Genomic DNA, 16,361 nt, shown 5'->3' on the forward strand with positions numbered 1-16,361 from the left:
ACCCTGTAAAGCTGAGGATCCACGATGACCCCCGAAACCCCGCTGCCTGTGCTGGAGCTGCTGCCCGCCGTCGACGTCGTCAACGGCCAGGCGGTCCGCCTCGTCCAGGGCGAGGCCGGCAGCGAAACAAGCTACGGCACCCCCCTGGAAGCCGCGCTGAACTGGCAGCAGCAGGGGGCGGAATGGGTCCACCTCGTCGACCTCGACGCCGCCTTCGGCCGGGGCTCCAACGCCGAACTGCTCCGCGAAGTGGTCGGCCGGCTCGACATCAAGGTGGAACTCTCCGGCGGCCTGCGCGACGACGAGTCGCTCGAGAAGGCCCTCGAGCTCGGCGTCGCCCGCGTGAACCTCGGCACCGCGGCCCTGGAAAACCCGGAGTGGACGGCCCGGGTGATCGAGCGCTTCGGCGACAGGATCGCCGTCGGGCTGGACGTCCGGGGCACCACACTGGCCGGCCGCGGATGGACCAAGGAGGGCGGTGACCTCTGGGACGTCCTCGGACGCCTCGAGGAGGCAGGCTGTGCCCGCTACGTCGTCACCGACGTCACCAAGGACGGCACCCTCCAGGGTCCCAACGTCGAACTGCTGCGCCAGATGGTGGAGAAAACCGGCAAACCGGTGGTCGCCTCCGGGGGGATCTCGAGCCTGGAGGACCTCTTGGTCCTGCGCTCCCTCGTGCCGCTCGGGGTCGAGGGCGCCATCGTCGGCAAGGCCCTCTACAACGGCAACTTCACGCTGCCCGAGGCCCTCGACGTCGCCGGCCGGCGCTAGCGGACCGCCAGCATGGAGCACCGGCCCGCGGGCGAGCCCGCAGCTGACCTTCCCGCCCCGTCACGGCCGCTGCCCGGGCACATCGCGGCTGCCCTGGCCGGCGCGGGCGGAGCGACGGACTCGGCGGGCCAGCCCTGGGCCGGGCGCAGCCTGTCCGGCGACAGCGCCAGGATCCACAATTTCGAGGACGACGACGGCGCGGCGGACCCCGGCTACCTCGCGGCGCTGGCGGCCCTCGCTGCCGGCGACGGCGACGAGGCCGCGGTGGTGGCCGCCCTGGCGACGGCGCGGGTCTTTGTGCCGATCCTGGCCACCCTCGCCGACGAAGGCGACGGTGCCGGCGGCCTGCACGCCGACAAACAGGCGGACATGGCCCTCGTGACGCTCAAGGCCCCGGACGGGCGGACGGCGATGCCCGTGTTCACCTCGGCCGCTTCGCTGCAGGCCTGGCACCCGCAGGCCCGCCCGGTCGCCGTTTACGCTGCCCGCGCGGCACTCTCCGCGGTCGCCGAGAACGCCGAACTGCTCGTGCTGGACCCGGGCTCCGCGGTGACCTTCGTGGTGCGCCGGCCCGCCGTGTGGGCCCTTGCCCGGCAGCGGGACTGGACGCCGTCGTACGCTGACCCCGAGCTCGCCCGGAGCCTCGGCGAGGCCGCGGTTGGCTTTCCCGCGGTCCGCCGTGTTGAAATTCATCCAGGCGGCGGAGTTGCCTCGCGTGCGGCCGACGGGACGACGCTCCCGGGCGGGGGCTCCGGCCCGGAACTGCGTGTCATGCTCTACCTTGAAGACGGGCTCGACGCCGCCGGCGTCCAGTCCATCGTGTCCGGCCTCAACAGTGCCTGGGCGCGGAATGAAGTATTTGCTGAGCGGGTTGACTCGATCGAAGTCAAATTGCAGCGCGCAGCACAGTAGCTGACGGCCAGCGGGGGAGATCCTGGTGCTGCCGGGGGCAGTATCAGAAGGAGGTAGTCCGTGAACTTCGCTCTCTACCGGGAGCTGCTCGCCGTCCGGCCGATCAGGCGGCTCCTGCTGGTCGGGATGGTTGCCCGCATACCGCACTCCGCGGCCGGGGTCCTGCTGACCCTGCACATCGTCCTCACCCTCGGGCAGGGCTACGCCGCGGCCGGGGCGGCGGCTGCCGTGATGACCATCGGCATTGCCGTCGGCGCACCCTGGCGCGGCCGGCGCGTTGATACCGTCGGGCTGCGGCGGGCCCTCATTCCCTCGGTCATTTCAGAGGCTGTCATCTGGTCGGTGGTGCCGCACGTCTCCTACGAGCTGCTCCTGCCGCTGGTCTTTGTCGGCGGCCTGCTGACCCTGCCGATCTTCAGCGTTGTCCGCCAGTCCCTCGGCGTCCTGGCCACGGGGGAGCAGCGGCGCACTGCGTTTGCCCTGGACGCCATTTCCACCGAACTGGTCTTTATGATCGGCCCCGCGGCGGGGGCCCTCGTGGCGACCGCCGGACTCTCGGTGCTCGGGCTGACCATTGTCGGGGTCGCCACGTCGGTGTCCGGGCTCTTCCTGATGTGGTTCAACCCGCCGACCCGCAGCGCCGAGTCCGACGCCCAGTCCGGCGCCGCGTTCGAGGCAAGCCAGCAGGAAGCCGCCGAGGTAGCCGTTGTCGCCGCTGCCCCGGCCCATCTGCAGGAGGCTGCCGCGGAGTTCGCCCCACTGGCCGCCGCCGGGGACAGGCGGCTGGAGCGGGCCGGGCTGCGGCATAAAGTCATCCACAATTTCCTCTGGTTCACCCCCGCGGTGGCCGCCGTCTTCGCGGTCGCCGCCGGGGCCGGCATGGTCCTCAGCGGCACCGACGTCGGGATCGTTGCGGCTCTCGAAACCGGCGGCCACCAGGCCGAGATCGGTCTGGTCTTCCTCTTCTGGTGCGGGGCCTCGGTGGTCGGCGGCGTCATCTACGGCGCCATGCACCGGCCCATCTCGCCGATCCTGCTGCTGCTGGGAATGTCCGCGCTGAGCATTCCGATGGCTTTCGCCCGGGATACCTGGACTCTCAGCCTGCTCGCGCTTTTGCCGGGGCTGCTGTGCGCCCCGGTGCTGTCGGCAGCCTCGGAGAAGGTCGCCGAACTCGTCGACGAGCGCCGCCGCGGCGAGGCCATGGGCTGGTACGGTTCGGCGCTCACCGGCGGCGTCGCGCTCGGCGCGCCGCTCGCCGGCGTGTTCATCGACGGCGTTGGTCCCTCGGCCGGGTTCGTGGCCGTGGGGGTGGGCGGCGTCGCGCTGTGCCTGCTGGGGCTGGTGCTGCAGCACCGCCGCCGGCGGCGCCTCGCCGCAGCCTGAGGCGGCCGGCTCCGCACCGGCGCGGGCATAAGCACCGGCGTGACACCTGGGCCCCGCACGTACAGGCCCCAAACGACGGGCCTCAAACGACAGCGGCGGGCGGACCGATGTGGTCCGCCCGCCGCCGCGTTGCCGCTGGAATGCTCTGTACTTAGATGAGCTCTGTGCTCAGTTGAACGGTGCCTAGTTGACCGGGCCGGTGTACTTCTCGCCCGGGCCCTTGCCCGGCGCGTCCGGGATGATGGATTCCTCGCGGAAGGCCAGCTGCAGGGACCGCAGCCCGTCGCGCAACGGTCCGGCGTGCTGAGAGCCAATCTCCGGAGCGGCTGCGGTGACCAGGCCGGCGAGGGCCGTGATCAGCTTGCGGGCCTCGTCCAGGTCCTTGAGCTCCTCGGCGTTCTCCTCGGCTGCGAGGCCAAGCTTCACGGCGGCGGCGCTCATCAGGTGGACGGCGGCGGTGGTGATGACCTCGATTGCGGGCACCTCGGAGATGTCGCGGATCTGCTGTGAGACGTCGCCCTCGGCGCTGGCTGGCTCGTAAACGTGTGAATTACTGTCTGAAGTGCTCATGCTGGTAAGCTTGTCACAGACCGACTGATTGTCGTTATTTCGCTCCAGTTCTACTGTGTTTCAGTTTCCACTGACTTCCAGTAATCCTGCAGCGGCATGGCAGCCGAAGCCCGTCCGCAACCGACATGCCCGTCATGCAGGTGCGCCGGACGGGATTTCTTCTGTAGAATCGACTTTCAGTTTGCAAGCGGAGTTCTCTCCCACCCGCGTCAACCGCTCTCCTTCGGGAAGCTTCGCAAGAAGCCAGGTTGCCGGGTACCTGGTCGGGCATTCGTCCCGGGCGTCAGCCCTGGCGGAATGCATGCCGCCTCACACGAGGCAGGCAGTTCCGATCTTCGAGGCCTTCGATTGCTCCGGCAATTGGGGGCCTTCTCTTTTTGCCGGTGGAAGACCCTTCACGAACACAGGAGCCTTAACATTAGCGAGCCAAGAATCAATGAGCGTATCCGCGTCCCCGAGGTGCGGCTGGTCGGCCCTGCAGGCGAGCAAGTAGGCGTTGTCCGAATTGAGGATGCCCTGCGTTTGGCTGCCGAGTCCGATCTTGATCTCGTTGAAGTTGCACCGCAGGCCAAGCCTCCGGTGTGCAAGCTGATGGACTTCGGCAAGTACAAGTACGAAGCCGCAGTCAAGGCGCGCGAAGCCCGGAAGAACCAGACCAACACGGTCCTGAAGGAAATCCGCTTCCGCCTGAAGATCGACACCCACGACTACGAGACGAAGCGCGGCCATGCGCTCCGCTTCCTCGGCGCCGGTGACAAGGTCAAGGCCATGATCCAGTTCCGCGGCCGTGAGCAGCAGCGCCCCGAGATGGGCATCCGCCTGCTCCAGCGCTTCGCGGACGACGTCGCCGAAGTTGGCGTCGTGGAGTCCAGCCCGCGGATCGATGGCCGCAACATGGTCATGGTGGTCGGCCCCCTGAAGAACAAGGCCGAAGCCAAGGCGGAGGCCCGCCGCGCATCGCAGCGTGCGGATGCCAAGGCCGAAAACGAGGCCAAGGCGTCGGGTGACTTCCGCGTCGAGACGTCCGGCCCCGAGGCGCCCCTGACGCAGTCGCTCGCCGATCTGCTGCCGGAGGGCTACCAGGTCCGGACCGAGGCACCCAAGGCTGAGGTAACCGCAACCGAGGCTCCGGCTGAGGAAGCCGCTCCCGCCGTCGAGGCTCCGGCTGAAAAGGCCGGGAAGGTTGACGTTGCGGAGGCCCCGGCCGCCGAGACCAAGGTCGAGGAAGCCCCGGCAGAGAAGGCTCCCGTCCGGGAAGCGCCGAAGCAGGAGGCCCCCAAGGCTCCCAGGGCCGCTCCGAAGCGCGAGGCCCCGAAGGCTGAGGTTCCCAGGGCCGCCGCCAGGCCGGCAGCAGCCAAGGCGCCCGCAGCGCCCGGGCCCGCCGCCAAGGCTCCGGAAGCCGTGAAGGCTCCCGAGGCTGACAAGGCCGCTCCGGCGGCAGCACCGAAGCCGGTTGCTGCACCGAAGCCGGTGCCGCGTCCCGCGGCGCCGAAGCCCGCTGCACGGCCGGCTGCCCCGAAGGCCGCCGCCAAGCCGGGCACCAAGAAGACCACCTAGTTCAGGGCTGCCGGGCAGTAACGTCCGGCAGCAAGCAACCAGCATGCCGCCCGCAGGGGCGGCTGCACGAAAGACTGCAGACCCTGTCTGCGGATACGTAAGGAGATCGGTTCCCATGCCGAAGATGAAGACCCACAGTGGTGCTAAGAAGCGCTTCAAGCTGACCGGCAGCGGCAAGCTGCGCCGCCAGCAGGCCAACCGCCGCCACTACCTCGAGCACAAGTCCTCCAGGCTGACCCGCCGCCTCGCCGGCGACAAGATCGTCTTCAAGGGCGACGCCAAGGTCATCCGGAAGATGCTCGGCATCTAAGTTCCAAGTTCTCTGACTGCAGCCACCTGGCAGCAGTCAACTACCAATAAGGCTTCTCAGGCCAGCCGGTTGTTCCGGCAGTAGACGCTTGGGATCAGAATTTTCGAAGGAGTACGCACGTGGCACGTGTGAAGAGGGCGGTCAACGCCCACAAGAAGCGCCGGGTTATCCTTGAGCGCGCTAAGGGCTACCGTGGACAGCGTTCACGCCTGTACCGCAAGGCCAAAGAGCAGCTGCTGCACTCGTTTGTGTACAGCTACGGCGACCGCAAGAAGAAGAAGGGCGACTTCCGTCGCCTGTGGATCCAGCGCATCAACGCTGCATCCCGCGCCAACGGCCTGACCTACAACCGTCTGATCCAGGGCCTGAAGGCCGCTGAGATCGAGGTTGACCGCCGTATGCTGGCCGAGCTGGCCGTCTCCGACGCCAACGCGTTCGCCGCGCTGGTCAAGATCGCCAAGGACTCGCTGCCCGCCGACACGTCCGCTCCTGCTGTTCAGGCCGTTCAGGCTGAAGCTGCACCGGCCGCCGAGAAGCCGGCTGCCAAGAAGGCCGCCGCCAAGAAGCCGGCTGCCAAGAAGGTTGCCGACAAGGCTGCAGAGTAGTACCTGTCGTCGTTCGCTAACGACGTCGTTCAAGAACCGGCTGAAAAAGCTACTAAGGTTCTTATATGAACGAAACCGGGCGCCCGCAAGATGAGACACTCTCCAACCCCCGAGCCGATCGGGTCAGGAAGGTGGCACAACTTGCCGGGCGCCCGGCCCGTTTAAAGCGCAGCGAGTTCCTGGCGGAGGGCCCGCAGGCCGTCCGGGAGGCCCTGGTCCTGCACCGGAAGAGGATTGCCGCGGGGGAGCCCGGCATCGTCTATGAGGTCTACGCGAGCGAGTCCTGCCTCGACCGGCACCCGGACCTGGAGACACTTGCGGAGGGCACCACCGCCTTCCTCGCCACCGACGAAGTGCTGGCCGCGATGGCCGACACCGTCAACCCGCAGGGCATTCTCGCCGTCTGCGGTTTCCTGGACGTGAGCCTTGAGCAGGTTCTCGACGCCGGCCCCCGGCTGATCGCCGTGCTGTGCCAGGTCCGGGACCCCGGCAACGCCGGCACCGTGTTGAGGGCAGCCGACGCGGCGGGCGCGGACGCCGTGATCCTGACCGCGTCCAGTGTGGACATCTATAACCCCAAGGCAGTGCGGTCGACGGCGGGGTCCCTCTTCCATCTGCCCGTGGTGCTCGGCGCCGAAGCCGAGGAGATCGTGGCCCGCTGCAAAGAACGCGGCATCGGGGTCCTCGCCGCCGACGGGAACGGGGAACTCAACCTGGACCGGCTGCAGGACCAGAATGCCGCCCGCCGGCTGGGCGCAGCGCCCCTCGAGTCCGGGTACGCGCTGGAGAACCCGACGGCCTGGCTCTTCGGCAACGAGGCCCAGGGCCTTGCCGGGGAAGAACTCGCCCTGGCGGACCACCGGGTGGCCGTGCCCGTTTACGGGGCTGCTGAGAGCCTCAACCTCGGCACCGCGGCGACGGTCTGCCTCTACGCCAGCGCCCGCTCCCAGCAGGACGGCGCAACAAACCCGCCCGGATGATCTGCGCGCTGGTCCGCGGCTTGCGCCCGGCACCAGGGACAAAAGTACGGCGGGGGTCCACCGAAAGGTGGGCCCCCGCCGTCGTACCTGTGCAGTTACCTGGTCTTGTTGCGTCCTGTGATGGCGCCGTAGACAAGGGCAACCAGCAGGCCGCCGGCAATGGCCAGGAGCCAGGAACCGAGATTCCAGAATTCCATTTTGCCGCCGCCGAACAGCAGGTCGCCGATCCATCCGCCGATAACCGCACCGACAACACCGAGCACGAGGCTGGTCACCCAGCCGCCGCCGACCCTGCCAGGCATAACTGCCTTGACGATTGCACCTACTATGAGTCCGAGAATGATCCAGCCAAGAAAGCCCATTACTCCTCCTACATATCGTCGGCATCCAAATGGTGAATCCCGATTATGGCTTCAAGCTAACATAGGCGTGTTTGCTTGTCAGCAGGATCACACCCAATCGTTATCTCCCCCGGTGGCCTGCGGTGTTGCGGGTCGTCCAGGCCGCCCGGCGCGTCGGAGCGGTGCCGGGTGCGGTGATCCGGCGGGTCGACAGCGGGTACGGTATTTCAGGTGGGCGCAGGCAACGGCCGGTGTCCACCCCCCCGGTCGAACCCCTAAGGAGAAGCTCTTTTGGCTGCAAATGGCGGTACCAAGGCGATTGTTGCGGCGCTTGCTGCCAACCTGACCATCGCCGTCCTGAAATTCGTCGCGTATTTCCTGACGTTTTCCTCATCCATGCTGGCCGAGGCGATCCACTCGCTCGCTGACTCCGGCAACCAGATCCTGCTGCTCGTCGGGGGCAAGCGCGCCAAGCGGGCGGCGAGCCCGGAGCATCCCTTCGGTTACGGACGCGAGCGTTACATTTACGCCTTCATCGTCTCGATCGTGCTGTTCAGCGTGGGCGGCCTCTTTGCCCTGTACGAAGCGTGGGGCAAGCTCCAGCACCCGCACGCCATCGAAGGTGCGTTCTGGTGGGTCCCGCTCGCCGTGCTCGTCGGCGCCATCGTCGCCGAGTCCTTCTCGTTCCGGACCGCGATCATCGAATCCAACCACGTCCGCGGCAAGCAGAGCTGGGTGAAGTTCATCCGCAGCGCCAAGCAGCCGGAGCTGCCGGTCATTCTCCTCGAAGACTTCGGCGCCCTGGTCGGCCTGGTCTTCGCGCTCTTCGGCGTGAGCGTGACCCTGATCACCGGCAACGGCATCTGGGATGCCCTGGGTACGGCCATGATCGGCTTCCTGCTCGTGGCCATCGCCGCCGTGCTGGCCGTGGAAACCAAGTCCCTGTTGCTCGGCGAATCAGCCACCAGGGACGACGTCGCCAAGATCCGGGCGGCCATCGAGTCCGACGGCACCTCGATCATCCACCTCAAAACCCTGCACCTGGGCCCGGAGGAACTGCTGGTCGCAGCCAAGATCAGCATCGGCCGCTCAGAGACGGGCCAGGACATCGCCACAGCGATCGACGGCGCCGAGTCCCGGATCCGCGAGGCGGTGCCGATCGCACGGGTCATCTACCTCGAACCGGACGTTCAGCACGTCAGAACCCCATAGCAGACGCCAATTCTGCACCACCACGGTTTTCAGGGGCCGCTGGATTTCAGGCCGCTGGGCGGTAGCCGCACAGCGGCTACCGGACCAGCGGCCTCTTGCGTTCCACCAGTCCGCTGATGAGCGCGACGCCGAGGCCCAGAACGGCCAGCACGGCCCCGACCAGGGCCGGTGCGACGTAGCCCCACCCCCAGGCGATGACGAGGCCGCCGAGGAAGGCGCCCAACGCGTTGGCGACGTTCAGGGCCGCGTGGTTGAGCGAGGAGGCCAGGGAGGGGGCGTCCGGGGACGCATCCAGCAGCCGGGTCTGCAGCGCCGGGACCAGCAGGGCGCCGGCGGCACCGACGACGAAAACCATCACGTAGGCGGACCACGGCCAGTGCACGGCCACGGCGTAGACCACGAGCGCCACGGCAATGCCCGGCAGCACCCAGTAGATCGTTCCCATCACGGACCTGTCCGCGATCCGGCCGCCGACGATGTTGCCGGCCACCATGCCCAGCCCGTAGAGGGCCACGACCATCGGGAGCCAGGCCGCGGGAATGCCCGCAACGGAGGTCATGGTGTGGGCGATGTAGGTGTAAGTGGCGAAGAAACCGCCGAAACCGACGATGCCGATCAGGATCGCCAGCCAGACCTGGAGCCGTTTGAGGGCACCCAGTTCGCGCCGGAAGCTCGCATCGGCGTGCGGCTTCTGGAACGGCAGGAACTTCCAAAGCATCACCAGGGTGATGATGCCGATAACGCCCACCAGCAGGAACAGCAGCCGCCAGCCATACGTCTGTCCGAGCCAGGTGCCAAAAGGAACGCCGATAACGTTGGAGACGGTCAGTCCGGCCATGACCATCGAAATGGCCCAGCCCCGCCTGGTCGGTGCGACCAGGGACGCCGCGATCACGGCCGCAACGCCGAAGAAGGCCCCGTGGGGCAGTCCGGCGGCGAAGCGCGACACCAGCATGGTGCCGTAGTCGGGGGCGATGAAGGAGGTCAGGTTCGCGATGCTGAAGAACAGCATGAGTCCCAGGGCCAGGTGCTTCCGCGGCATCTTCGCACCGACGGCGGCCAGCAGCGGGGCCCCGATCACCACGCCGAGGGCGTAGGCCGAGATCAGGTGGCCTGCCTCCGGGGTGCTGATGTCCAGACCTTGCTCCACTTCCTTGAGCAGGCCCATCATGGTGAACTCTGTGGTGCCGATGCCGAATCCGCCCATGGCAAGGGAAACGATGGCAAGGGCAACATGGCGGGTGCCGGTTCTGGGCGACGGCGGGGCTTGTGTGGTGGTAGTCATTCGTCTGCTTTTCGGGAACGTTCCCAGCGGGAGCCAGGAGATGCGGCAAATTAAATCTGATGTGTGAGCTGATGGGTGTAACGGGGCAGGCACGCCCGGTATTCCGGTTACCCGCCGAAGGCGGACCCCTCCATTCTCCCCGAAGGCGGCGACGCCCGGTACTTGGCGCCCTAGACTGGGGGGCGTGACTGGACTTATCAGCGTCGTCGGCGGCGCCGTACTGGACTCCCTGGCCGAACCCGGCCGGCTGCTCGTGGCGCGGCGGACGGCGCCCCCGCACTTCGCGGGGATGTGGGAGTTTCCCGGCGGCAAGGTCGAACCCGGCGAGACGGGCGAGCAGGCCCTGCACCGTGAGCTCCTCGAGGAACTTGGCGTGAGGATCCGGCTCGGCGCCGAGCTGGAGAGCGGATCCGCCGACGGCTGGCCGCTTAACGAGCGCGCGGCGATGCGGGTGTGGTTCGCGGAACTGCTCGACGGCGTCCCCCACCCCCTCCAGGACCACGATGAGCTGCGCTGGATCAACCTCCGGGACCGCGACGAGGTGCTGGACCTGCCCTGGATCCCGGCTGACCTGCCGATCGTCAAGGCGCTGCTGGACAGGTTGCCGGCGTCGGATTCCCCGGCCGTTTCCGCGAACTGAGCTGAGCTTGGGGGCCGCCGGCGCCCCGACTCTCGCCAAAGCGTGAAGCATGGATCTACGCTGAAGCGAATCGAGAGGAGCAGCCCATGCAGGTTGGTGTCAGACGGGAGCGACGTGCAGGGGAGCGCCGGGTTGCCGCCACACCGGAGACGGTGCAGCAGCTCAGGGCCCTCGGCCTGGACGTAGCGGTAGAAAGCGGGGCGGGCGCCGAGGCCGGGTACGGGGACGCAGCCTTCGCCGCGGCGGGAGCATCCATCGTTCCGGAGCTGACCGCCGCATCACTGGATGTCCTGCTGCACGTCCGGCCGCTCGAGCCGGAGACCGCCGGCCGGCTCCGGCCCGGCACCATCACCATCGGCTTCGCCTCCCCGGGCTCGGAACTTCCCGGCGTTGGCGCCCTCGCCGCCGCAGGTGTCACCTCCTTCGCGCTGGAGCTGGTGCCGCGCATCTCCCGGGCCCAGTCCATGGACGCGCTCAGTTCCCAATCGCTGGTTTCCGGGTACCGCGCGGTCCTGGAGGCGGCCCTGCGCTACCCGCGGTTCTTCCCGCTCTTTATGACGGCCGCCGGAACGATCCCGCCCGCACGCGTGCTCATCCTGGGTGCCGGCGTCGCTGGGCTGCAGGCAATCGGCACCGCGAAACGCCTGGGGGCGCGGGTCTCCGCCAATGACATCCGCGCGGCCTCCGCCGACGAGGTCGCCTCGATGGGCGGCACGTTCATCCACCTGGATCTCGACGCTCGAACGGCGGAGGGCAGCGGCGGCTACGCCCGTGAGCTTGGCGAGGACCGGGCCAAACGCCAGCGCGCCCTGCTGGCCCCGCATGTCGCGGCGGCGGATGTCCTCATCACCACCGCGGCCATCCCCGGCCGGGCGGCACCCCTGCTGGTGACGACGGACATGGTGGCCGGCATGCGCGCCGGTTCGGTCGTCGTCGACCTGGCCGCGGAATCCGGCGGAAACGTCGAAGGAGTTCTCGCGGGCCGGGATCTCCAGGTCCCGGTGGACGGCGGATCCGTGACCCTGGTGGGCCTGCAGGACGCCGCCTCCGCGATGCCCTCCGATGCTTCCCGGCTGTTCGCCAAGAACGTCGCCAACCTGCTGGCCCTGATGACCACCGACGCCAACGTCGTTCCGGACTTCGACGACGAAGTTGTCGCCGGCGCCTGCCTGACCCACGGCGGCTCCGTGCGGCATGCCGCCACCGCCGAAGCACTGGAGGCCCTCAAATGATGGATCCGATCACGCTGCTGACCGTGGTGGTGCTCGCGGTTTTCGTAGGATTCGAGGTCGTCTCCAAGGTGACCAGCAAGCTGCATACCCCGCTGATGTCCGGTGCCAACGCCATCCACGGCATCATCCTGGTGGGCGCCATCATCGTGGCCGGGCAGGCCAGTGACCCGTGGTTGCTGACGATCGCCCTCATCGCCGTGGTGCTGGCAACCGCCAACCTGGTCGGCGGTTTCGTCGTCACGGACCGGATGCTGGAGATGTTCGGCAGCCGCAGGCCTGCCCGGCCACGCGCCGGCGAGGGTGAGGACGGCACATGAGCGTCCTCGGCCCCGGATGGACTGCCCTGTTCTACCTTGTCGCCGCCGTGTGCTTCATCCTCGCGCTGAAGGGCCTGAGCTCTCCCCGGACCGCCCGACGGGGCAATGCCATTGGAGCGGCAGGCGCCCTCGTGGCCGTGGCCACGGTGTTCCTGTCCGCGGAACTGGAGAACATCCCGCTGATTATCGCCGCGATCGCCGTCGGGTCCGCCGTGGCCGTACCGGTGGCCCGGCGCGTGCAGATGACCCAGATGCCGCAACTGGTCGCCCTGTTCAACGGGGTAGGCGGCGGCGCCGCAGCGCTGGTGGCGGTGCTGGAACTCGGCCAGAGCGAGGATCCCTGGGTGCGGCTGGCCGTGGTGTTCACCATGCTGGTCGGCGCGGTGTCCTTTGCCGGTTCGGCCGTGACGGTCGCCAAGTTGCAGGAGCTGATCAGCACCCGGCCCCTGCTTTTCCCCGGCATGCCCGTTCTGATGGGCGCCGTGGTGCTGGGGGCCGCCGCCGCCGGAGGCATCGTGGTGGCCACGGGTTCAGTCGTCTGGGCTGTGGCGCTGTTGGTGCTGGGCCTTGGGGCGGGGCTCCTGCTGGTGCTGCCCGTCGGCGGGGCCGACGTGCCGATCGTGATCTCCCTGCTCAACGCGTTCACCGGCCTCGCGGTCGCGGCGTCCGGCATTGTGCTGGGCAATGTGCTCCTGGTGGTGGCCGGCACGCTGGTCGGGGCCAGCGGCACGATCCTGACCAAGGTGATGGCGGCCGCCATGGGCCGCGGCGTGACGGGCATCATGTTCGGCGCCTTCCGGGGCGGCTCGACGGCGGGATCCACCGTGCAGAGCGACCGGCCGGTGCGCTCCGCCTCGCCCGAGGACGTCGCCGTCCAGCTCGGCTATGCGCAGCGGGTGGTGATCGTCCCCGGGTACGGACTCGCCGTGGCCCAGGGCCAGCACACCATCGCAGAGCTCGCCACGGCCCTGGCGGCCCGCGGCGTCGAGGTGGTGTTCGCCATCCACCCGGTGGCCGGGCGGATGCCGGGCCACATGAACGTCCTCCTCGCGGAAGCCAACGTTCCCTATGAGGCGCTGAAGGAGCTCGAGGAAGCCAACCCGGAGTTCCCGAACACCGACGTGGCCCTTGTGGTGGGCGCCAATGACGTGGTCAATCCTGCCGCCAAGTCCACGCCCGGGGCGCCGATCTACGGGATGCCGATCCTGGAGGTGGCCCAGGCCGGCCAGGTGGTCTTCCTCAAGCGCTCCATGCGGCCGGGTTTCGCCGGGATCGAGAACGAGCTGCTCTTTGATCCCAAGACCACGCTCCTGTTTGGTGACGCCAAGGATTCGCTCACCCGAATCCTGGGCGCAGTGAAGGCCCTGTAGAAACCGCTCTGGGAAGCACGCTAGAACAGGGTGGGCTGCGCGGCCGCGGTTGCGGACCCCGCGCTGTGGGGGAGTGCTGCCGCCTCGGGGATGCTGCCGGCCGGGTACTGCGCTTCCTCGTCCCGGGGATCACTGCTGCCGGGACCGTCGTTGAGGCCGCTGTGGCTGAAGCCCTGCGAGCCGGAGAAGCCGTGGCGGGCCTTGAAGTAGCGGATGCGTCCGGACAGCCAGGCCCGGTACTCCGTGGAGGCGTAGGAGCCGGTGCCGTACAGCCGCCGGTACTTGCCGGCGAGCTGGGGATGTTCCCGGGCGATCCACTGCATGAACCATTCCCGGGTTCCGGGCTTGAGGTACAGGGCGCCCGCCGTGACGCCGGTGGCGCCGGCCGCGGCCAGGGAGCCGAACAGGGAATCCAGGGCCTCGTCGCTGTCCGAGAGCCACGGCAGGATGGGCATGGCCATCACCCCGCACGGCAGCCCCGCTTCCCGTAGCCGGGTGATCAGCTTGAGGCGTGCTCGCGGACCGGGTGTGCCGGGCTCCACGGCTTCGGAGAGGTGCTCGTCCGTCATCGCCAGCGAGATGCCCACCCCGACGGGCACCTGGGCGGCGGCATGCTTCAGGAGCGGGATGTCCCGGGCCAGCAGCGTGCCCTTGGTCAGGATCGACAGCGGAGTGCCGGAATCGGCCAGGGCCCCGATGATGCCCGGCATGAGCTGGTAGCGGCCCTCGGCGCGCTGGTAGGGATCCGTGTTGGTGCCAAGGGCCACATGCTGCCGTTCCCAGGAGGGCTTGGCCAGTTCCCGGCGCAGGACCTCGGCGGCGTTGATCTTCACCACCACCTGGCTGTCAAAGTCCAGCCCGGCGTCGAAGTCGAGGTAGGTGTGGCTCTTCCGGGCGAAGCAGTAGACGCAGGCATGGCTGCAGCCGCGGTAAGGGTTGATGGTCCACTCGAACGGCATCCGCGAACCGGCGGCCACTTTGTTGAGCACCGATTTGGCGGTGACCTCATGAAAAGTGACGCCGGCAAACTCGGGGGTGGTCACGGAACGCACCAGCCCGATCAGGGGCAGCAGGGGATCGGTAGTCGGGGCGGACGGGGACGCGGTCCCGGCCGCAGGCGTGGTGACAGCCGCTGTGCGGCGTCCCGGGGCCTTGTCCACGGGGGCCGTGTCTGCGGGCGCCGGTTTAAGTGCTTGTGCGTCCCATCTCATGGCTCTATTCGAATGTATGTTCGATTTTAAGTCAAGGAACCGCGCCGACTTGGCGGAGTTGCACTTGTCCGAACCCCCACGGACGGCAATGTCAGAAGGCGGACAGGCTGACGAAGTATTCCTGCTGGACCGGCGCGCGGCCCAGCTTTTGCGCAGTGCGCAGCGAGGGCAGGTTTCCCGCGTGGATGTGGCCCCAGCCGGTGTCCGCCCCCGAGCGTTGACCGGCCAGGAACGATGACTGCACCGCCGGAGCCAAGCCCTTGCCACGCAGACGTTCCGTCAGGAACATCTCCAGCATGCAGACGGCACGCCTTCCATGCAGACGGCACGCCTTCCAAAGAGTGGTGAGATTGTGGCAGCCGCCAATCCTGCAAAGCCGTGGTTGTCCCGAGGCGACATCAGCAGGCCCTGGTCCGCCGCGTCCTGGAGGCCCTCCTGATCGGACTCTGACACGAACGGGGCAAGCTCCGGTGTATTGGACCGCCACCCTTGATGTTCGTGCTGGTAATCGGCGAACACTTCAGACGCCGCTTCCGGCCAGGAGATCGTCAGAGCCCCGGTCAGGTCCCGCTCGTCAGCTTGTGCTGCCACGCTAAGGGACCCGGCCATGACTGTTGCCCAGTTTTCTGCGGGGGACAGATCAGGGCCTGGCTGCTCCCAGAAGGTGAAGCCACGCACTCCAGCGCTGCGGTAGGCCTCGGCCCTGGCCTCAACGACGTCCGGTGAGGCTAGAGCGGCGAGGGATCCGACGTCGTCGATCTCTGCCTGATCTGCGTCCTCAGCGCCGTACCCGGCAGGAAGGTATTCGAGTACCGGGCAGGCGAAGGCGGCGAGCTGGTGGGCCCGCAGCCCAAAAGGGTTCATTGGTCCCCAGGCTACCCGAGCTGGTCGTTGGAGATATTCGTGCAAAAGCTCCGCCGCAAACTACAGACAGCACCCGCCGGACCCGGTGTGCCCGCGGGTATGTCCCCGGGTGCTCTCCCGCGGCCTTGTTAGGCTGGGGCGATGATTCTCCTGACAGGTTTCGAGCCCTTCGGCGGCGAAAGCACCAACCCGTCGTGGTCGGCAGCGGGGGAAGCTGCGGCCCGGCTGCGGGCCGGGGGACTCGATGCGCACGCCGTGGAGCTGCCCTGCGTCTTTGGGGACGCGGTCCGGGCGCTGGAAGCAGCGCTGGAGCAGTACCGCCCGGACCTGGTGGTCTGCGCGGGCCAGGCCGGAGGACGGTCCCGGGTCTCGCTGGAACGGATCGCGATCAACTGCGACGACGCGCGGATCCCGGACAATGCCGGCAACGCCCCCGTGGACCAGCCGGTGGTCAGCGGGGGACCGGCCGCGTACTTCAGTACCCTTCCGGTCAAGGCGGCGCTCGCGGCCCTCCTGGCGGCCGGGATCCCCGCCGAGGTATCCCAGACCGCCGGCACCTACGTCTGCAACCACCTCTTCTACGGGCTGATGCACGCCCTGCGGCTTCGGCCCGGAACCCGGGGCGGCTTCGTCCACGTTCCTTACGAGCAGGCCCAGCTGCCGCCCGGGAGCACGGAACCGGCGCTGCCGCGGGAACAGCTGGCGGAGGCGCTCGCCGTCGTCGTCCGCACCGCCCTGGCGACGACAACAGACCTCAGAATCGCCGCCGGCGCCACGCACTAGCGGCCCCGGACCCTGGCG

19 protein-coding genes are annotated in these 16,361 nt (G+C 68.3%); 13 read left to right on the forward strand and 6 right to left on the reverse strand.

All coding sequences use genetic code 11. The annotated features are described in order from the left end of the window. The first annotated feature begins 24 nt into the window (after nucleotides 1-24). Genes priA through ACZYX4_RS05140 form a run of 3 tightly spaced genes read left to right on the forward strand, consistent with a single transcriptional unit; the run spans nucleotide 25 to nucleotide 3,066 of the window. Nucleotides 25-771, forward strand: coding sequence for a bifunctional 1-(5-phosphoribosyl)-5-((5-phosphoribosylamino)methylideneamino)imidazole-4-carboxamide isomerase/phosphoribosylanthranilate isomerase PriA (gene priA / locus ACZYX4_RS05130; RefSeq protein ID WP_463874192.1), 747 nt, complete (start codon nucleotides 25-27; stop codon nucleotides 769-771). A 12-nt stretch (nucleotides 772-783) separates the two neighbouring features. Continuing rightward, complete coding sequence (locus ACZYX4_RS05135) at nucleotides 784-1,683, forward strand: SseB family protein (protein ID WP_463874194.1); 900 nt, start codon at nucleotides 784-786, stop codon at nucleotides 1,681-1,683. A 60-nt stretch (nucleotides 1,684-1,743) separates the two neighbouring features. Next, on the forward strand, nucleotides 1,744-3,066 hold the full coding sequence (locus ACZYX4_RS05140; RefSeq protein WP_463874195.1) for an MFS transporter: 1,323 nt from the start codon (nucleotides 1,744-1,746) through the stop codon (nucleotides 3,064-3,066). A 183-nt stretch (nucleotides 3,067-3,249) separates the two neighbouring features. On the opposite strand, the gene ACZYX4_RS05145 is transcribed toward ACZYX4_RS05140, so the two are convergent. Next, nucleotides 3,250-3,636: a DUF1844 domain-containing protein gene (locus tag ACZYX4_RS05145; RefSeq protein WP_463874197.1), complete on the reverse strand. Its 387-nt coding sequence runs from the start codon at nucleotides 3,634-3,636 to the stop codon at nucleotides 3,250-3,252. Nucleotides 3,637-4,095: 459 nt separating this feature from the next. On the opposite strand from ACZYX4_RS05145, the gene infC reads away from it, so the two are divergent. From infC to ACZYX4_RS05165, 4 genes are all read left to right on the forward strand, one after another. Continuing rightward, nucleotides 4,096-5,193, forward strand: a complete 1,098-nt coding sequence (gene infC, locus ACZYX4_RS05150) for a translation initiation factor IF-3 (protein ID WP_463874198.1) — start codon at nucleotides 4,096-4,098, stop codon at nucleotides 5,191-5,193. 115 nt (nucleotides 5,194-5,308) lie between these two features. Beyond that, nucleotides 5,309-5,503 (forward strand): 50S ribosomal protein L35, encoded by a 195-nt coding sequence (gene rpmI, locus ACZYX4_RS05155; RefSeq protein WP_009358635.1) that lies wholly within the window; start codon nucleotides 5,309-5,311, stop codon nucleotides 5,501-5,503. A gap of 119 nt (nucleotides 5,504-5,622) precedes the next feature. After that, entirely contained in the window at nucleotides 5,623-6,108 is a 486-nt protein-coding gene (gene rplT / locus ACZYX4_RS05160) for a 50S ribosomal protein L20 (RefSeq protein ID WP_463874200.1), read from the forward strand. 65 nt (nucleotides 6,109-6,173) lie between these two features. Next, nucleotides 6,174-7,088, forward strand: coding sequence for a TrmH family RNA methyltransferase (locus ACZYX4_RS05165; protein WP_463874201.1), 915 nt, complete (start codon nucleotides 6,174-6,176; stop codon nucleotides 7,086-7,088). 95 nt (nucleotides 7,089-7,183) lie between these two features. Here ACZYX4_RS05165 and ACZYX4_RS05170 read toward each other — a convergent pair whose 3' ends face one another. Beyond that, nucleotides 7,184-7,450, reverse strand: coding sequence for a GlsB/YeaQ/YmgE family stress response membrane protein (locus ACZYX4_RS05170; RefSeq protein ID WP_463874203.1), 267 nt, complete (start codon nucleotides 7,448-7,450; stop codon nucleotides 7,184-7,186). 270 nt (nucleotides 7,451-7,720) lie between these two features. Between ACZYX4_RS05170 and ACZYX4_RS05175 the strand changes: the two genes are divergently transcribed. Further along, the gene (locus tag ACZYX4_RS05175) at nucleotides 7,721-8,641 is read left to right on the forward strand and encodes a cation diffusion facilitator family transporter (RefSeq protein ID WP_463874205.1); all 921 of its coding nucleotides are present in this window, start codon (nucleotides 7,721-7,723) and stop codon (nucleotides 8,639-8,641) included. A gap of 76 nt (nucleotides 8,642-8,717) precedes the next feature. On the opposite strand, the gene ACZYX4_RS05180 is transcribed toward ACZYX4_RS05175, so the two are convergent. Further along, the gene (locus tag ACZYX4_RS05180) at nucleotides 8,718-9,926 is read right to left on the reverse strand and encodes an MFS transporter (RefSeq protein ID WP_463874207.1); all 1,209 of its coding nucleotides are present in this window, start codon (nucleotides 9,924-9,926) and stop codon (nucleotides 8,718-8,720) included. Nucleotides 9,927-10,110: 184 nt separating this feature from the next. Between ACZYX4_RS05180 and ACZYX4_RS05185 the strand changes: the two genes are divergently transcribed. The 4 genes from ACZYX4_RS05185 to ACZYX4_RS05200 all read left to right on the forward strand — a co-directional run bounded on the left by ACZYX4_RS05185 (nucleotide 10,111) and on the right by ACZYX4_RS05200 (nucleotide 13,485). Beyond that, nucleotides 10,111-10,566 carry a (deoxy)nucleoside triphosphate pyrophosphohydrolase gene (locus ACZYX4_RS05185; protein WP_463874208.1) on the forward strand — a complete coding sequence of 152 codons (456 nt, stop codon included), beginning with the start codon at nucleotides 10,111-10,113 and terminating at the stop codon, nucleotides 10,564-10,566. Between the two features lie 86 nt (nucleotides 10,567-10,652). Next, a complete protein-coding gene (locus tag ACZYX4_RS05190; RefSeq protein ID WP_463874210.1) occupies nucleotides 10,653-11,798 on the forward strand; it encodes a Re/Si-specific NAD(P)(+) transhydrogenase subunit alpha in 1,146 nt (381 codons plus the stop codon). Further along, complete coding sequence (locus ACZYX4_RS05195) at nucleotides 11,798-12,115, forward strand: NAD(P) transhydrogenase subunit alpha part 2 (RefSeq protein WP_463874268.1); 318 nt, start codon at nucleotides 11,798-11,800, stop codon at nucleotides 12,113-12,115. The genes ACZYX4_RS05190 and ACZYX4_RS05195 overlap by 1 nt, the downstream gene beginning before the upstream one ends. Further along, the gene (locus ACZYX4_RS05200) at nucleotides 12,112-13,485 is read left to right on the forward strand and encodes an NAD(P)(+) transhydrogenase (Re/Si-specific) subunit beta (protein WP_463874211.1); all 1,374 of its coding nucleotides are present in this window, start codon (nucleotides 12,112-12,114) and stop codon (nucleotides 13,483-13,485) included. The genes ACZYX4_RS05195 and ACZYX4_RS05200 overlap by 4 nt, the downstream gene beginning before the upstream one ends. A gap of 20 nt (nucleotides 13,486-13,505) precedes the next feature. Here ACZYX4_RS05200 and ACZYX4_RS05205 read toward each other — a convergent pair whose 3' ends face one another. The 3 genes from ACZYX4_RS05205 to ACZYX4_RS05215 form a co-directional block, all read right to left on the reverse strand. After that, the gene (locus tag ACZYX4_RS05205; protein WP_463874213.1) at nucleotides 13,506-14,696 is read right to left on the reverse strand and encodes an Rv2578c family radical SAM protein; all 1,191 of its coding nucleotides are present in this window, start codon (nucleotides 14,694-14,696) and stop codon (nucleotides 13,506-13,508) included. 91 nt (nucleotides 14,697-14,787) lie between these two features. Further along, nucleotides 14,788-14,994, reverse strand: a complete 207-nt coding sequence (locus ACZYX4_RS05210) for a hypothetical protein (protein ID WP_463874216.1) — start codon at nucleotides 14,992-14,994, stop codon at nucleotides 14,788-14,790. Continuing rightward, complete coding sequence (locus ACZYX4_RS05215; RefSeq protein ID WP_463874217.1) at nucleotides 14,976-15,560, reverse strand: hypothetical protein; 585 nt, start codon at nucleotides 15,558-15,560, stop codon at nucleotides 14,976-14,978. The genes ACZYX4_RS05210 and ACZYX4_RS05215 overlap by 19 nt, the downstream gene beginning before the upstream one ends. 141 nt (nucleotides 15,561-15,701) lie before the next feature. On the opposite strand from ACZYX4_RS05215, the gene pcp reads away from it, so the two are divergent. Next, on the forward strand, nucleotides 15,702-16,343 hold the full coding sequence (gene pcp, locus ACZYX4_RS05220; protein ID WP_463874219.1) for a pyroglutamyl-peptidase I: 642 nt from the start codon (nucleotides 15,702-15,704) through the stop codon (nucleotides 16,341-16,343). Nucleotides 16,344-16,361: the final 18 nt, after the last annotated feature.

This window comes from Pseudarthrobacter leeuwenhoeki (genome assembly GCF_055412885.1).

What these genes read in the sequence shown, in the direction of transcription:
- priA (WP_463874192.1), top strand. Translation starts at nt 25, where the DNA reads ATGACCCCCGAAACCCCGCTGCCTGTGCTGGAGCTGCTGCCCGCCGTC.
- ACZYX4_RS05135 (WP_463874194.1), top strand. Translation starts at nt 784, where the DNA reads ATGGAGCACCGGCCCGCGGGCGAGCCCGCAGCTGACCTTCCCGCCCCG.
- ACZYX4_RS05145 (WP_463874197.1), bottom strand. Translation starts at nt 3,636, where the DNA reads ATGAGCACTTCAGACAGTAATTCACACGTTTACGAGCCAGCCAGCGCC.
- rpmI (WP_009358635.1), top strand. Translation starts at nt 5,309, where the DNA reads ATGCCGAAGATGAAGACCCACAGTGGTGCTAAGAAGCGCTTCAAGCTG.
- ACZYX4_RS05165 (WP_463874201.1), top strand. Translation starts at nt 6,174, where the DNA reads ATGAACGAAACCGGGCGCCCGCAAGATGAGACACTCTCCAACCCCCGA.
- ACZYX4_RS05170 (WP_463874203.1), bottom strand. Translation starts at nt 7,450, where the DNA reads ATGGGCTTTCTTGGCTGGATCATTCTCGGACTCATAGTAGGTGCAATC.
- ACZYX4_RS05180 (WP_463874207.1), bottom strand. Translation starts at nt 9,926, where the DNA reads ATGACTACCACCACACAAGCCCCGCCGTCGCCCAGAACCGGCACCCGC.
- ACZYX4_RS05190 (WP_463874210.1), top strand. Translation starts at nt 10,653, where the DNA reads ATGCAGGTTGGTGTCAGACGGGAGCGACGTGCAGGGGAGCGCCGGGTT.
- ACZYX4_RS05195 (WP_463874268.1), top strand. Translation starts at nt 11,798, where the DNA reads ATGGATCCGATCACGCTGCTGACCGTGGTGGTGCTCGCGGTTTTCGTA.
- ACZYX4_RS05200 (WP_463874211.1), top strand. Translation starts at nt 12,112, where the DNA reads ATGAGCGTCCTCGGCCCCGGATGGACTGCCCTGTTCTACCTTGTCGCC.
- ACZYX4_RS05205 (WP_463874213.1), bottom strand. Translation starts at nt 14,696, where the DNA reads ATGAGATGGGACGCACAAGCACTTAAACCGGCGCCCGCAGACACGGCC.
- ACZYX4_RS05210 (WP_463874216.1), bottom strand. Translation starts at nt 14,994, where the DNA reads ATGCTGGAGATGTTCCTGACGGAACGTCTGCGTGGCAAGGGCTTGGCT.
- ACZYX4_RS05215 (WP_463874217.1), bottom strand. Translation starts at nt 15,560, where the DNA reads ATGAACCCTTTTGGGCTGCGGGCCCACCAGCTCGCCGCCTTCGCCTGC.
- pcp (WP_463874219.1), top strand. Translation starts at nt 15,702, where the DNA reads ATGATTCTCCTGACAGGTTTCGAGCCCTTCGGCGGCGAAAGCACCAAC.